This window comes from Nonomuraea sp. NPDC048882 (genome assembly GCF_040649755.1).
In the GTDB taxonomy this organism is placed as follows: Bacteria; Actinomycetota; Actinomycetes; order Streptosporangiales; family Streptosporangiaceae; genus Nonomuraea; species Nonomuraea maheshkhaliensis.
Genome location: NZ_JBEZGB010000004.1, coordinates 540,122 through 554,695, shown reverse-complemented (window position 1 = coordinate 554,695; position 14,574 = coordinate 540,122). Strand labels below are relative to the sequence as shown.

Here is a 14,574-nt window from a genome sequence, read left to right as displayed (position 1 = left end):
AGGGAACGAGATGCATCTGTGATGCCGGGCTACCTGGCCGAGCTCAGGCGTCCAGCCAGATGAGGCCGGCGAAGCGGCCGCCTGGGCGTTCGCGGCGGTGGGAGTAGAGCTCCTCCGACTCGATCGTGCAGCGTGCGTCGTGGCGTACGTCGGGGACGCCCGCCGCCCGGAGCTGGGACTCGATGCCGGCCCGCAGGTCGAGTGCGGGAGTCTCCCAGGAGGTGGTGGACCAGGTGGCGGGCACCTTCGCGGCGACCTGTTCGCGCAGGTCGGCGGGCACCTCGTAGCAGCGGCCGCACGCGCCGGGGCCGATCATGGCGGCCATCCTGCCGGGCTCCGCGCCCTTGGCGGCCATCGCCTCCACCAGGGCCGTGGCGATGCCCGCCTCGGTGCCGGGGCGGCCGGAGTGGGCGGCGCCGATCATGCCCGCCACGGGGTCGGCCACCAGGACGGCGGGGCAGTCGGCCCCGAGTGAGGCCAGCGCCAGGCGGGGCTCGGTGGTGAACACGCCGTCGAGCATGGGCGGGTCGTCGCCGAACGGCTCGCTGACGTACGCCACGTCGGCGCTGTGGACCTGGCGCATGAACACGATGGCGCGCACGCCCAGCTCGGCCGCCACGCCCTCGCGGTTGGCCCGCACGGCGGCCGGGTCGTCGCCGACCATGCCGCCGAGGTTGCGCGTGCCGTAGGGCGGGGCGCTGACCCCTCCGTTGCGGTCGGTGATGGCGACGTGGACACCGGGGGCGAGCTGCATGCCTCCGATCTTAGGCCGAGGATGAGGTCCGGTCCGGCGCCACCCGGATCAGTGGCCCTCCCAAGTCATCTGCTGCTTGGTGAGGAAGGCGGGGACGGCTCTGTGGAAGTCGTCGCTGCCGAAGACCGTGGCCACGATGTCGTCCCCGTCCGGCACATTCGCCACCCGCAGCCGCCTGACCGCCTCCTTGGCCGCCCACATCGACAGCGGCGCGTGCGAGAGCAGCCGCTCCTCCGTCTCCGTCTGCCGGTCTGCGAGCTCCTCAGGCTGGCAGACCTCGCCCACGAAGCCGGCCGCGTGGGCCTCCTCGGCGGTGAACATGCGGGCCCGCATCAGCATGTCCAGGGTTCTGGCGGGGCCGAGATGGTGGACGAGCAGCGAGTACGTGTTCATGGACAGGCAGTTGCCGAGCGTCCTCGCGATGGGAACGCCGAACCTCGATCCCGGCACGGACAGGCGCAGATCACAGGCGGCGGCCACGATGAGGCCCGCGCCCACGCAGTAGCCCTGGACGACGGCCAGGGTGGGCACCTTGACGCTTTCGAGGCGGCCGATGATGCGCTCGACCTTGCGCTCGTAGGCGACGCCGTCCTCCCCGTCGGTGAAGGCGGCGAACTGGGCGATGTCCGTTCCGGCGACGAACGCCCGCCCGCCGGCCCCCGAGATCGTGAGCAGCTTGATGCCGGGGTCGGCGTCGGCGCGTTCGCAGGCGTCGTAGAGGCCGTCCCACATGGCCCAGGTCAGCGCGTTGTGCTGGGCGGGGCGGTTGAACACCACCCGCAGCACGGGCCCGTCGGTGGTGACGATCAGTTCGCTCACACGATCTCCTTCGGGGTGGCGGATTGGGCCGCCGCGCCTTCGGCGAGCAGCCGGTCGATCTCCCGCTCGGTCAGGCCGCACTCGCGCAGCACCTCGACGGTGTCCGCGCCGAGCGGCGGCCCGGCGGTCCCGCGCCTGGTGGGCGTGCCGGAGAAGCGCATGGCCGAGCCGAGCTGGCGTACGGGGCCCATCTCGGGATGCTCGGCATCCCAGAAGAAGCGCCGCCGGGTGAGGTGATCGTCGGTGAACACCTGCGCGTAGTCGGCGATGGGCGCGCAGGGCACGCCGGAGGCTTCGAGCACGGCGACGACGTCGGCCGTGGTGCGCCGCGTGGTGACCTGTTCGATGGCGGGGATGAGCTCGTGGCGCAGGCCGTGCCGGTCGTGGGCGTCGGCGTAGCGTTCGTCGGCGAGCAGGTGGGGCAGGCCGAGCGCGGTGCACAGGCCGTGCCAGGTCTTGGGGGTGACCGCGCCGACCGTGCACCAGCCGTCCGCGGTCCTGATGGCCTGGTACGGCGCCGTGCTCTGGTGCGCCGAGCCGAGCGGCCGGCCGGTCTCGCCGGTGGCGAAATACCTGCCCGCCTCCCAGATGGCGAGTGACACGGCCGACTCCAGCAGCGACACGTCCACGTGCTGGCCCCGGCCGGTCAGGGCGCGGGCGTGCAGGGCGGAGACGGCGCCGAGGGCTGCGTAAAGGCCGCAGGCGAGGTCCGCGACGGGCACGCCGACCTTGACCGGGTCGCCACCTGGCATGCCGGTGACGCTCATGAGGCCGCCGCGGGCCTGAGCCATGATGTCCAGCCCCGGCAGATCGGCCAGGGGGCCGTCCTGGCCCCAGCCGGAGGCGGAGACGTACACGAGGCCGGGGTTGAGCTCGCTGAGGTCGGCGTAGCCGAATCCGAGCTTGCGCATGGCGCCGGGGCGCAGGTTCTCGACCAGCACGTCCGCCTCCCGGATCAGGCGGAGGAAGGCGGCGGCGCCGGACTCCGCCTTGAGGTCGAGGGCGAGCGATCGTTTGTTCCTGTTGAGCCGGGCGAAGGGGGAGCTGTGGCCGGCCGTGAACGGGCCGATGGCGCGTACCTGGTCGCCGCCGTGGGGATGCTCGACCTTGATGACAGTGGCGCCCAGGTCGGCGAGTTGCATCGTCGCGAAGGGGGCGGCCATGAACACGCCCACCTCGACGACTCGGACACCGGAGAGCGGACTGGTCATGGGGTATGAAACCTCACTTCAGCCGGGTCTGATCTATTGTCTCCATAAGACCGGCAAAAGGGACAGAGATCCACCCGCTCGGCCGCGCCGAAGTGATCCATGACGAGGAGGCTTCCCGATGACCAGCCTGGCCGAGCTCCACGCGCTGATGGAGCGCCTGGGGCACCCGGTGGTGCCCGCGCAGAAACCCGCCGCTCCCGTGACGTCGCGCTTCCCGGACGGGGCTTCGTACCGGTTCGAGATCCCCAGCGTCGAGGGGCCCGAGGTGCTGGAGGCGGTGGTCGCCGAGGCCGACCGGCTCGGCGTGCCGGTCGCGAGAACCTCGCAGGGCAGCGGCGTGATGATGCTGACGGACGATGAGATCGGGCGGATGGCCAGGCTCGGCGCAGAGCGGAGCATCGAGGTCAACCTGTTCCTCGGGCCGAGAGCCGCCTGGGACACCGGCGGCCAGGCCAAGCTCACCCAGGCCGTGGGCGCGGCGGCGCGCGGGAACGCGATGGTCGCCGCCTGCCTGGCCGACGCGCTGCGGGCTTGCTCGCTGGGCATCCGCAGCCTGCTCGTGGGCGATCTCGGCACCCTGGACGTGCTGCGGGAGCTCAAGGCGGACGGGACGCTGCCGCCGAACCTGGTGCTGAAGACGTCCGTGCTGATGCCGCTCACGAACGGGCCGACCGCCGCCGTCTACGAGCGGCTCGGCGCGACCACGGTCAACGTGGGCACCGACCTCACCGTGCCGCACCTGGCCGAGATCCGCGCGGCGACCGGGCTGCCGATCGATCTCTACCTGGAGGTGCCGGATGATCAGGGTGGGTTCGTCCGGTTCTACGAGGCGGTGGAGATCGTCCGGGCCGCCGCTCCCGTCTACCTGAAGATGGGCCTGCGCAACGCGCCCAACATCTACCCCTCCGGCGGCCATCTGGGAGTGGTGCCGAAGGAGCTGGGCCGCGAGCGGGTCCGGCGGGCGGCGCTGGTGCAGCGGCTGATCGAGCAGCTCGATCCCGAGCTGGCCAAGCCGTCCCAGACCTCCGACCTCGGCGTACCGGAGCCGTAGCCCGGCCCGTTTCGACCGCAGCCCGGCCCGGCTCGACCGCGGCCCGGCTCAGTCGTGCAGGCGGTGGACCGTGAGCGGGCCGCCGCCCCAGCGGCCGATCGCCTCCTCGTCGGCGAAGGCCAGCACCCGCATCATGTTGCCGCCGTCGCTCGCCTCCACACTGCGCCGCAGCCGGGCGGCGTGGGCGGGCGACAGTTTGGTGGTGCCGGCCTCGACCGTGTCGCCGTAGTGGTGGGCGAAGGCGGCGCCGGCGAACCCGGTGCGGGCCAGCAGCGTGCGCACGGTCTGCGGGGAGTAGAACATCAGGTGGTTCTTGGTGAAGCCGCTCCACTTCGACCCGTACGCCTTGAGCAGCAGCGAGCGGGCGTTCACGGTCAAAATGAGCAGCACCCCGCCGGGCGCCAGCAGGCTCCTGAACCGCTGGAAGTCCTCAAGCGGCCGGGGCAGGTGCGCGAGCACCGACCACAGCGTGATCACGTCGAACCCGCCGGCGGCGATCTCCGGCACGTCCTGCGGCGCGCCGAAGTAGGTACGGGCCCGGCTCAGCCGCTCGTTGGCCTGGGCCACCGACTCGGGCGACAGGTCCACGCCGTAGGCGTCGAAGCCGCGCTGCTCGGCCAGTTCGAGGAAGAGGCCGACACCCGAGCCGAAGTCGAGCAGCCGCCGCTCCTTGCCCTCGTCGAACACGGGCGACATCGCCTTCATGGTCAGGTCGTAGCGGCGCTGCCGGTTGGCGGCGTACTTGCCGGTCAGGAAGGTGCTGTAGCCGGTGGAGTACAGGTCGCCGAGGCGTTCGGGCCTGACGTTGGGGTTGCGGTAGAGGAAGCCGCAGGCGGGGCAGCGGACGACGTGGTAGCGCCAGCCCTTGCCGCCGGTCGGCTCGAAGAGCGGCTGCTGGCGAGACTCCCCGCACATCATGCAGTCGAGGAACTCCTCGATCTCGCCCAGCGGGCGCAGCCGTTCGTAGGCGGCGCGCGACATGATCGGCGCGCGGCCGGTCAGCCGGCGCCACTGCGCCTCGCGGATGAGCCGCTCTCCCGGCCGCACGTAGACCCGCTGCGCCCAGGGGACGCGGTCGTAACGGGAGCCGTAGGCCAGTTTGGCCAGGAATCTGTTGGTCATCGCCACCACCCTTCGTGCGGTTGTGCCCGGGCCGTCCCTATCTAAGCGTCCGCGTTCGGGCGCTTTACGTGATCTTTTGTGATTCCTCCGCCCTGGCTCCGCGAATCGAGCAAGCATATGCTTGGTCGCGTGCCTGACTACCGCAACCTGATCGGCGGCGAGCTGGTCCCCGCCGCACGCCAGATGGACACCGTCAACCCCGCCACCGGCGAGCCATGGGCCCGTATCCCCGCCAGCGGCGCCGCCGAGGCCGAGGCGGCCGTCGCCGCGGCCACCCGCGCCTTCCCCGCCTGGTCGGCGCTGCCCGCGGCGGCCAGGGCCCACGTCCTGCGCAAGGTGTCGGAGCTGTTCGGCCGGCACGCCCAGGAGCTGGCCGAGCTGGAGACGCGCGACAACGGCAGGATCCTGCGCGACACGCTGAAGCGGGACCTGCCGGGGATGGCGTACCTGTGGCAACTGGCCGCCGGGCAGTGCCTCGACGCGGTCAAGGGCGACACGGTCGTACTCGGGCCGGACGCACTCGGGCTGACGCGGCGCGAGCCGTACGGGGTGGCGGTCTGCATCATCCCGTGGAACTCCCCCATCTCGACCTTCTCGGCCAAGGCCGCGTACGCGCTGGCCGCCGGGAACACGGTGATCGTCAAGCCGGCCGAGCAGGCGAGCGCGTCGGTGCTGCGGCTGGGCGAGCTGCTGGCCGACGTCTTCCCGCCCGGCGTGCTCAACATCGTCAGCGGCCTGGGCGAGGAGGTCGGCGACGCCCTCGTACGCCACCGCGGCGTGGGCAAGGTCAGCCTCACCGGCTCGACCGAGACCGGCCGGGCCATCACCAGGGCCTCGGCCGACGCGCTGAAGCCGCTGACGTTCGAGCTGGGCGGCAAGTCACCCAACATCGTCTTCCCCGACGCCGACCTGGACGCCGCCACCCAGGGCGTCACCGTGAACTCCGTCTACACGGGCAACGCGGGACAGGTGTGCGTGGCGGGCTCACGCATCCTCATCCACCGCTCGATCTGGTCGGAGATGCTCGGCCGGATCGAGCGCGCCTGCGCGGACCTGGTCCTGGGCGACCCGCTGGACCTGGCGACGACGATGGGGCCGATCGTGTCGGCCGGGCAGTACGAGCGGGTGACGTCGTACCTGGAGCTGGCCGAGAAGGAGGGCGCGCGGCTCGTCTTCGGCGGGCGGAGCGGCGCCGAGGTGGTGCCTGAGCTGCCCGGCGGCTACTGGGTGGCGCCCACGCTCTACACGAGCGAGGACAACGCGCTGCGGGTCTGCCAGGAGGAGATCTTCGGGCCGGTGGCGGTGGCGCTGCCGTTCTCGACCGACGAGGAGGCGCTGGCGATCGCGAACGACTCACCGTACGGGCTGGCGGCCGGCGTGTGGACCCGCGACCTGGGCCGGGCCCACCGCTTCGTCCGCGATCTGCGCAGCGGCACGGTGTGGGTGAACACCTTCCGCCAGATGCCTCCGGGGCTGCCGTTCGGCGGGGTCAAGGACAGCGGGTACGGCCACGATTCGGTGCTCGAGTACACCCGGGAAAAGGCAGCCATTATCCAGATCTAGTCGGATACATTTACCCCTCATGAGCGAGGGGATCAAGGACACGTCAGGGCTGTCTGAAGCGGCCGCACAGTCCCGGGCATCGGTGCTGCGCAGCCGGGCCGAATCGTACATCGCCCTGTCACGGCACGACGCCGCGATCGCGGATCTGACCGAGTCGATCGCGCTGGTGCCGGACAACGCCAGGGCCTGGCGGCTGCGCGGGGAGAGCCATCGCGTGATCGAACGGTACGAAACCGCGCTCGACGACTTCGACGAGGCACTGAAACTGGAGCCGGACAGCGCGTACGCCCTGGGCTCGCGCGGCCAGACCTACGCCGCCATGGGCCGCCTGGAGGAGGCGATGGCCGACTTCGAGCACGCGCTCACGCTGTCGCCCGACTCCCTGTGGATCCTGGAAGCGAAGGCCGACGCCCTGGTGGACCTGGACCGGCTGGACGAGGCCCTGGCCGAGCACGGCAAGATCATCGCGTTGAACGAGGAACTGGCGTACTCGTGGGTCGCCCGCGGCGACCTCTACCAGCGGATGAACCTCTACGCGGAGGCGATCGACGACTACACCAAGGCCCTGGAGGCCGACCCCGACTACGTGCGGGCGCTGAGCCGCAGGGGCGAGGCGCTGCGGATGGCCGACCGCTACGAGGAGGCGCTGAAGGACCTCAACCGGGCGCTGGAGCTCGACCCCGGCAACGACCGGGCGCTCGGGAGCCGGGGCGCGGTGCTGAGCGAGCTGGGCGACAACGAGGCGGCGCTGAAGGACCTCGACGCCGCGATCGAGCTGGATCCCGACTACATCTGGGCCTACCGGGTGCGGGGCGAGATCTTCCAGGAGCTGGACCGGCACGAGGAGGCGGTGGCCGACTTCACCCGGGCGCTGCACCTCGAAACCGACGACTGACGCCCGTCACGCGGCGCCCCCGTACCCGCCTTTTACGTGGGGCAGCCCCGTACCCGCCGGTCACAGGAGGTGGTCCCGTACCCGCCGGGGCCGCGGGCGTACCGCGGCTCCGGCGGGGCGGGATCACAGGGCCAGCAGGGCGCTGACCGGCAGGCGGGTGTCCGACAGCGGGCGCATGGCGATGCGCAGCAGCGCCAGCGCGTTGTCGTCGCCCGCGATGCGGTTGGCGCTGAGCCCGCCGCAGGACTGGCAGCAGTGGATGATCAGCCACTCCCCGTCCCCGCGCACGGACACGCTCAGCGCCGCCATCCTGCCCCGGCACTCTGCCCGCCGATCCCCCGGGATCCGGTGGTCGACGTGCAGACTGGTCAGGCAGTTCGGGCAGTGGTTGCGGTGCGCGGTGCCGGGCGCGAGCATCGGCACGTCCAGCCGGCACCCGACGCAGCGGAACGCGTCCACGTGGAAGAGCTCTTTACGTCGCTGGGGCCGTTCCCGGCCCGGGTTCCTCCTCGGCATGTCACAGATCACCGAACGCCTCTAGCGGGAACGGCGGCTGCGCCAGCGGCCTGACGGCCATGCGCATGAGGATGAGCTGGTTGTCGTCCCCGCAGATGGGGTTGGACGTCAGCTCCCCGCACCGGGTGCAGCGATGGATGACCATCCATTCGCCGGTGCGCAGGACGGCGATCGAGATCGGGAGCATGCGTGATCTGCACTCGTCCCGCAGGTGCAGCGAGTGCAGGCAGCTCGGGCAGTGGTTGCGGCGGGCGCCGTCGGGTGCGACCGCGGCGACGGTCAGGCCGCAGCGTACGCACGGGAATGTCTCGGTGTTCGCGAGCGAACGAGGTTTTCCGTCGGTGGACAACCTGGGTACTCCTTGCCGGAATGTCATCTTTGACGAGAGTTCGCGAAGGTTGCGAGAAGGTTCGCGAAATGGCAGCAAGGAAGCGCCCGAGCGGGCCTCGCGGGGCACGCCGGTGGAAGGGCGGACGGATGTGGTGACGCCTTACGGGGTCGGGATCCGCCTGTGGGTACGGCGAGGCGCGCTGGGCGCGGTGCCGGGCATAGACCCCTCCCCTGCGGGCGTGACTGCCCGGAAGCTCCACTGAACGGACACGGCGAGCGTAACGAGGCATGACGTCCGGTCGCCAGCCATTTTTGTGGAGATGAGCGGAATGATGTTCTAGATTCGGCCCATGGGCATCGGGCTGACCGAGGAACACGTCGAGCTGGCCGCCTCCGTACGCGGCCTGGCCGGCCGGGACCGCAGCCACGCGGCCCTGGCCGGGCAGGGGCTGCTGGGGCTGCACCTGGACGAGGAGTGCGGCGGGCAGGGGTACGGCCTGCTGGAGCTGTGCGTGGCGCTGGAGGCGCTGGCCGAACGGCAGGTCGGCGGGGCGTACCTGCCGTCCGTGCTGGCGTCGGCGGCGCTGGCGTGGGCGGACGGCGCCCGTCCGCTGACCGGCGAGGCGCGTCCGCTCACCGGCGAGGCGCGTTCGCTGACCGCCGACGTGCGGGCCCTGATAGGCGGCCTCGCCGACGGCGCCCTGACCGCCGCCGTAGCCATGGGGCCACCCACGGACCAGGGCTTTCTGGCGCTCGGGTCGGCGGAGGCGGATCTGTACCTCGTTCCGGTCGAAGGTGAGGGCGGGGCGTGGGCGGTGCTCGATCGCGGCGACGCCAGCGCCGAGCCCGCCGACGGCGTCGATCTCGACCGGCCGCTCTGCTCGGTGACCGCGCGGACCGTGCCCGCCGCCCGGGTGCTCGGCGACGTTCCGGTACGGGAGCTCGCGGCCGTCCTGCTCGGCGCGGACGCGTGCGGCGTGGCGGAGTGGGCCGTGACGACGGCGGCCGAGCACGCCAAGGTCCGCGAGCAGTTCGGGCGGCCGATCGGGCAGTTCCAGGGCGTCAAGCACCGGGTGGCCGACGCCCTGGTGACACTGGAACAGGCCAGAGCCGCCGTGTGGGACGCCGCCAGAGCCCTCGACGAGCACCGCGCCGACAGCGCCCAGGACCACGCCCCAGACAGCGACACAGGAAACAGCACGACCGGCGACACCGCCGGCACCCCGGACAGCCACCACGACCGGCACTCAGACGGCGGCGCGGCCCCGTCCGGTGGGAATGCCGGGAGCGGCCGGCAGGCCGAGCTGCGAGGTGAGTCCGGGATGTGCGATGAGGCGCGGCTGGCTGTGAGCGTGGCGGCGGTGCTGGCGCCTGATGCCGCTGTCCGGTGTGCGGCGGATGCGATTCAGGTGCTCGGCGGCATGGGGTACACGTTCGAGCACGACGCCCACCGTTACTACCGCAGAGCGTTGTCCGACCGCATGCTCACCGGCGACCCCGGCCCGTGGGCGGAGGAGACGGCGCGGCTGGCGGTGGCGGGCGTGCGGCGGCGGATGGAGCCGGACCTGCCGGAGGAGGCCGCCGCGCTCAGGGACCGGATCAGGGCCGAGGCGGCATCGCTGCGAGCCGAGGAGCCGGTGGCCAGGCGCGGCCGGTTCGCGCGTGAGGGATGGCTGATGCCGTACCTGCCGCGTCCCTGGGGCCGGGACGCCGGGCCGCTCGAACAGGTGATCATCCACCAGGAGTTCCGCGACCTGCGCCGACCGAACCTGGGCATCGCCGCCTGGGCGGTCCCGTCCATCGTCCGGTACGGCACCCGCGAGCAGCAGGAACGGTTCCTGCCCGGCACGTTCACCGGTGAGATCGTGTGGTGCCAGCTCTTCAGCGAGCCCGGCGCCGGCTCCGACCTGGCGGGGCTGACGACGAAGGCGGAACGGGTGGAGGGCGGCTGGTCGCTGACCGGCCAGAAGATCTGGACATCCCTCGCACAGTACGCACATTGGGGCATCTGCCTGGCCCGCACCTCCCCCGACCGGCCCAAGCACGACGGCATCTCCTACTTCCTGGTGGACATGGCCTCCCCGGGCGTCACCGTCAAACCGCTCAAGGAGATCAACGGGGACGAGATCTTCAACGAGGTCTTCCTCGACGCCGTCTTCGTACCGGACGACCTGGTGGTGGGGGCGGTGAACGACGGCTGGCGGGTGGCCCGCGACACGCTCTCCCACGAACGCGTCGCGCTCGGCGACTCCTGGGGCCCTGGATCGCGGCACACGGACATGGCCGCGCTCATCGCCCGCCTGCCCGAGCTCCGCCAGGCGCAGCGCGAGCGCGCGGGCCGGCTGTGGGCCGAGGGTCAGGCCATCTCGGCGCTCGGGCTACGGGTGACGCTCACCCAACTGTCAGACGCCCAGCCGCCAGGCTCTCCGCAGCCGGACTCCCCTCCATCAGGCTCCCAGCCTCCAAGCTCCCGGCAATCGGGCTCCCGGCAGTCGAGCGCGGGGGGCCGGGGCACCGCCTCCAGTGTGCGCAAGCTGCTCGGCATGCGGCACTCCCAGGAGATCTCGGAGTTCTGCTGGTCGCTCGCGCCCGCCGACCCGTACTGGAACCGCATGATCCTCACCACCCGAGCGTTCACGATCGGCGGCGGCACGACGGAGGTCCAGCTCAACATCATCGCCGAACGCGCCCTGGGCCTGCCTCGGGATCCGTGATCAGTCCTTGAGCCGGTACGGGGCCGCGAGGTGGGCGTACACGATCGTGTTGTCCGCGTAGCTGTGCGCCCGCCGGTCGAACGTGCCGCCGCAGGTCACCAGCCGCAGCCCGGGGTAGGCGAGCTTGGCGTAGACCTTCTTGGCGGGAAATGTGCGCTTCGGGGTGTGCTCGACCTTGTCCACGACGAAGACGGCCACCGAGCGATCGGCGCGCAGCACCTGCACCTGGTCGCCGCGCCTGACCTCCTTGAGCCGGGCGAAGACGGCCGGCCCCGAGCGCGTGTCCAGGTGGCCGGTGATCACGGCGGCGCCGCGCTGTCCGGGGACGGGGCCGTAGCGGTACCAGCCGGCCAGGTCGGGAGGGTCGAACGGCGGGTTCTCGATGGCGCCCTCCGCGTCCAGGCCCAGCTCCATGAGGGGCGCGGCCACGCCGATGGAGGGGATGTAGACGGCGGTGGGCTTGGCCGCCTTCATGGGCCTGGCCACCTTCGACAGCGGCACGTCCATGATCGGCAGGTCGCTCGCCGCCGGTCCTGGGGCTTTGTCCTGCCAGGCGACGGGTGCGGGGTCCGTACCGCCGTCCAGCGCACCGGCGATCCCCAGCCCGATCAGCGCCATCCCGGCCAGCGACACGACCACCGCCGCACCCGCGATCAGCCGAGCTCCCGCCGCCCGCCGAGCTCGCGTTCCGGTATCCAGCCCGGCATACGGCCCGGTGTCCGACCTGGTATCCGGCCCAGTAGCCGGCATCGCGTCCGACAGGCGACGCCGGGCGGGCTCTGACTGCGGGAACGGCGACGCGGGTGGCGGTGGTGGTGGCGGAGGTGGCGGTGGCGGTGGCGGTGGCGGCATGCTAACCGCCACCGCCGCCGGCCCGGCCGGAGGCGTCGCGTTCGCGTCTTCTGGCGAGGCTCTGGAGTTGCCCGTTGTGCACCTCGGCCACCCATTCCCAGCCGGCCCTGGCCGACGGGCCGACCCGAGGGTCGCTCGGCTCGCGGCCCTCGCGCAGGGCGAGCACGTACGCCCGGTCCAGCTCGATCCGCGCACGCACCTGACCGGGCCCGCCGACCGACCCGTGACCGGGGACGACGAACTCGACGCCGTCCGCCACGTCCTCCAGCAGCCGCAGCGCGGACAGGTAGTCCTCGATCGGGTCGGCCCCGTCCTCGACGTCGAGCATCGGGACCAGGACGTCGGACAGCATGTCGCCGGCGACGAGGACCCCGCGTTCCTCGATGAACAGCGCCGCATGGCCGGGGGCGTGCGCCTGGTGCTCGATGATCCGGACCCGGGGGCCGTCCCAGGGAACCTGCTCCGTCCCGGTGGGCAGGGCGGTGATGTCGCCGAGCAGGTCCGTCGGGACCTGCCCGGCGATCTCCGTCTCGCTCAGGTGGTCGGCGACCCGCGCCTTGGCCTCCGGGCTGGACAGTTGCTCGCGGACGGCCTCCGCGCAGCGGGCCGTGCCGTAGCGAGGAGCCGTGCCGAACGCCGGGTGCCAGAGGACGTGATCCCAGTCCGGATGCGTCGCGAAGCCCGCCACGACGCTCTGTCCCGCGCCGGACAGGTCGTTCGCGAGGCAGGCCAGTTCGTGGTGCTGGATCCCGGGGTCGATGAGCAGCACGCCGTCGCGGCCGTGCACGACGACGCCGTTGGTCTGGACGAACTCGCTCTCGTGGACCAGCACACCCGCTGCGACCTGCCTCAGCACGAGGGCTCCTTCCCCAGACGGACATTTCGAAGCCGCGCCATCCGAGGGCCGCGCTATTCGGGCGGTGCGGGCCGGCTCGTGCGGCGGGCGGCGAAGCCGGCCAGGCCCGCACCGGCCAGGAGCGCCGCGCCGCCCACCGCGAACGGCCACACCGGCCCGCCGCTCGCGGCGAGCGCGCCACCGCCCGTCTCGGGATGCCCCTTCGGCACCCTGTGCTCCTCCTCGCCCGCCGGCCGCCATGGCGGTTCGCTCTCCCGTGTGCCCGGCCGTGAGCCCTCCCGCGTGGGCGGCTCCGACCAGGACTCCTCGTGCTGAGGGGCGCTCGACCAGGAGTCCGAGGGGCGATCCTGAGGGGACTCGCCCGGCTGGGGGCCGCCGGACGGCTCGTCGCAGAGCAGCGGCAGTGGAAGCAGGCAGACGACCTCCGTGCCGGGCACCTGCCGGCCGGGGTCCACGGCGCCGGCGAGAGCGGGACCGGAGAGAGTAGGCGCAGAGAGAGCAGGCGCAGAGAGGGTGGAGGCGGCGGAGGCGGTGCCCAGACCCGCCGCGAGGCTCACTCCCGCGACCGCGAAGGCGGTCACCGCTCCAGCCGCTGCGAGACGTCGCGCTCTTGCCATGGGAAGGCTCCAGACTCGATTGTCGCCCCCCGACGCACATGAGAGCCTGGCGAATTATTAGACCGCCAGTCAAGTAATGTGACCGAAGTGAAACCAGCCGACCACGGAGGGTTCGGCGACCCTCAGGTGTCGGACCGGGCCTTGCTGGGCTGCACCCGCTTCGGCTCTCCCGGCATCTTCGGATAGTTGGGCGGATAGGGCATGTCGCCCCGATCGTCCTCGGCGTACATCTCCAGGAGGCGCTCGATCGAGTACGCCTGGTCGTCGATGGCCGCGTGCACGTCGCCCACCTTCGCGAACCGGACCGGCACCGTGCGCAGGTCGAAGTCGCGCGGGTCGGCGTCCTCCAGCTCCTCCCAGGTCAGCGGAGTCGAGACGGGGGCGTGCGGCTGAGCCCTGACCGAGTAGGCGCTGGCCACCGTGCGGTCCCTGGCGTTCTGGTTGAAGTCGATGAACACCCGCTCGCCGCGCTCCTCCTTCCACCACGCCGTGGTGACCAGGCTCGGGTCACGCGCCTCGACCGCCCTGGCCAGGGCGATGCCGGCGTGACGTACCTGGATGAAGTCCCAGCGCGGCTCGATCCGCACGGCGATGTGCACGCCGCGGTTGCCCGAGGTCTTCACGAACCCGGTGATGCCCAGCTCGCCGAGCACGTCCCTGGTCAGGAACGCCGCCCGGCGCGCCGCGTCGAACTCCAGGCCCGGCTGCGGGTCCAGGTCGACGCGCAGCTCGTCGGGGTGCTCGACGTCGGCCGCGCGCACCTGCCAGGGGTGGAAGTCGATGGTGCCGAGGTTGGCGCAGTAGGCGATGGCCGCCACCTCGGTGACCCGCAGGGACTGTGCCGTACGGCCGCTCGGGAAGGTCACGGTCACGGACTGGAGCCAGTCGGGATGCTTGGGCGGCATCCGCTTCTGGTAGATCGCCTCGGTCTGTACGCCATCGGGATGGCGCTTGAGGTTGGTGGGCCGGTCCTTGAGCGCCCGGAGGGCCCCCTCGCCGACGCTCACGTAGTACTCGACCAGTTCCCGCTTGGTCGCGCCGATCTCAGGAAAGTAGACCTTGTCGGGATTGGTGACCTTGACGGTCCTCTCTCCCACCTCGAGCTCTATGTACGGCGATGCCATGCCCCCGAACCTACCCTGCCCACGCCCTCCACTCCGTGAAGAGCGGGCAGTGCCACCAGACGCCATCGCTCAACCGGCAGTGCGGACGGCCGAACGCCGTCGATGGCGGACCTGCGGGGTGGGCCCGTCCCGGAGCCGCCTCGGTGGCGG

At 71.9% G+C, this 14,574-nt stretch carries 14 protein-coding genes; 4 read left to right on the top strand and 10 right to left on the bottom strand.

Annotated elements, in window-relative coordinates:
* Positions 1 to 43 precede the first annotated feature (43 nt).
* From pgeF to AB0C27_RS16820, 3 genes are read right to left on the bottom strand one after another with little or no spacing between them, the layout of a single operon-like run.
* A complete protein-coding gene (pgeF, locus tag AB0C27_RS16830) occupies positions 44 to 754 on the bottom strand; it encodes a peptidoglycan editing factor PgeF (RefSeq protein ID WP_357844346.1) in 711 nt (236 codons plus the stop codon).
* Between the two features lie 48 nt (positions 755 to 802).
* Complete coding sequence (locus AB0C27_RS16825; protein ID WP_357844343.1) at positions 803 to 1,573, bottom strand: enoyl-CoA hydratase/isomerase family protein; 771 nt, start codon at positions 1,571 to 1,573, stop codon at positions 803 to 805.
* Positions 1,570 to 2,784: a CaiB/BaiF CoA-transferase family protein gene (locus tag AB0C27_RS16820; RefSeq protein ID WP_357844340.1), complete on the bottom strand. Its 1,215-nt coding sequence runs from the start codon at positions 2,782 to 2,784 to the stop codon at positions 1,570 to 1,572. The genes AB0C27_RS16825 and AB0C27_RS16820 overlap by 4 nt, the downstream gene beginning before the upstream one ends.
* 118 nt (positions 2,785 to 2,902) lie before the next feature.
* Between AB0C27_RS16820 and AB0C27_RS16815 the strand changes: the two genes are divergently transcribed.
* The gene (locus AB0C27_RS16815) at positions 2,903 to 3,835 is read left to right on the top strand and encodes a U32 family peptidase (protein ID WP_357844336.1); all 933 of its coding nucleotides are present in this window, start codon (positions 2,903 to 2,905) and stop codon (positions 3,833 to 3,835) included.
* Positions 3,836 to 3,883: 48 nt separating this feature from the next.
* Here AB0C27_RS16815 and AB0C27_RS16810 read toward each other — a convergent pair whose 3' ends face one another.
* On the bottom strand, positions 3,884 to 4,957 hold the full coding sequence (locus AB0C27_RS16810; RefSeq protein ID WP_357844333.1) for a class I SAM-dependent methyltransferase: 1,074 nt from the start codon (positions 4,955 to 4,957) through the stop codon (positions 3,884 to 3,886).
* A gap of 129 nt (positions 4,958 to 5,086) precedes the next feature.
* Between AB0C27_RS16810 and AB0C27_RS16805 the strand changes: the two genes are divergently transcribed.
* Complete coding sequence (locus AB0C27_RS16805) at positions 5,087 to 6,520, top strand: aldehyde dehydrogenase family protein (protein ID WP_357844330.1); 1,434 nt, start codon at positions 5,087 to 5,089, stop codon at positions 6,518 to 6,520.
* Between the two features lie 19 nt (positions 6,521 to 6,539).
* Entirely contained in the window at positions 6,540 to 7,415 is an 876-nt protein-coding gene (locus AB0C27_RS16800) for a tetratricopeptide repeat protein (protein WP_357844327.1), read from the top strand.
* Positions 7,416 to 7,538: 123 nt separating this feature from the next.
* Here the strand turns inward: AB0C27_RS16800 and AB0C27_RS16795 are convergent, their stop codons facing one another.
* Both AB0C27_RS16795 and AB0C27_RS16790 read right to left on the bottom strand, forming a co-directional pair.
* Positions 7,539 to 7,931, bottom strand: coding sequence for an RNHCP domain-containing protein (locus tag AB0C27_RS16795; protein ID WP_357844324.1), 393 nt, complete (start codon positions 7,929 to 7,931; stop codon positions 7,539 to 7,541).
* 1 nt (position 7,932) lies between these two features.
* Complete coding sequence (locus AB0C27_RS16790; RefSeq protein WP_245955453.1) at positions 7,933 to 8,280, bottom strand: RNHCP domain-containing protein; 348 nt, start codon at positions 8,278 to 8,280, stop codon at positions 7,933 to 7,935.
* Positions 8,281 to 8,611: 331 nt separating this feature from the next.
* Here AB0C27_RS16790 and AB0C27_RS16785 point away from each other — a divergent pair, with 331 nt between their 5' ends.
* Positions 8,612 to 10,975, top strand: a complete 2,364-nt coding sequence (locus AB0C27_RS16785) for an acyl-CoA dehydrogenase (RefSeq protein ID WP_357844321.1) — start codon at positions 8,612 to 8,614, stop codon at positions 10,973 to 10,975.
* Here the strand turns inward: AB0C27_RS16785 and AB0C27_RS16780 are convergent, their stop codons facing one another.
* The 4 genes from AB0C27_RS16780 to ligD form a co-directional block, all read right to left on the bottom strand.
* Complete coding sequence (locus tag AB0C27_RS16780) at positions 10,976 to 11,614, bottom strand: class F sortase (RefSeq protein ID WP_357844318.1); 639 nt, start codon at positions 11,612 to 11,614, stop codon at positions 10,976 to 10,978.
* A 214-nt stretch (positions 11,615 to 11,828) separates the two neighbouring features.
* The gene (locus AB0C27_RS16775; RefSeq protein WP_357844315.1) at positions 11,829 to 12,683 is read right to left on the bottom strand and encodes an MBL fold metallo-hydrolase; all 855 of its coding nucleotides are present in this window, start codon (positions 12,681 to 12,683) and stop codon (positions 11,829 to 11,831) included.
* A 53-nt stretch (positions 12,684 to 12,736) separates the two neighbouring features.
* A complete protein-coding gene (locus AB0C27_RS16770; RefSeq protein WP_357844311.1) occupies positions 12,737 to 13,264 on the bottom strand; it encodes a hypothetical protein in 528 nt (175 codons plus the stop codon).
* Between the two features lie 158 nt (positions 13,265 to 13,422).
* Positions 13,423 to 14,424, bottom strand: a complete 1,002-nt coding sequence (gene ligD, locus AB0C27_RS16765) for a non-homologous end-joining DNA ligase (protein ID WP_357844308.1) — start codon at positions 14,422 to 14,424, stop codon at positions 13,423 to 13,425.
* Between the last annotated feature and the right edge of the window lie 150 nt (positions 14,425 to 14,574).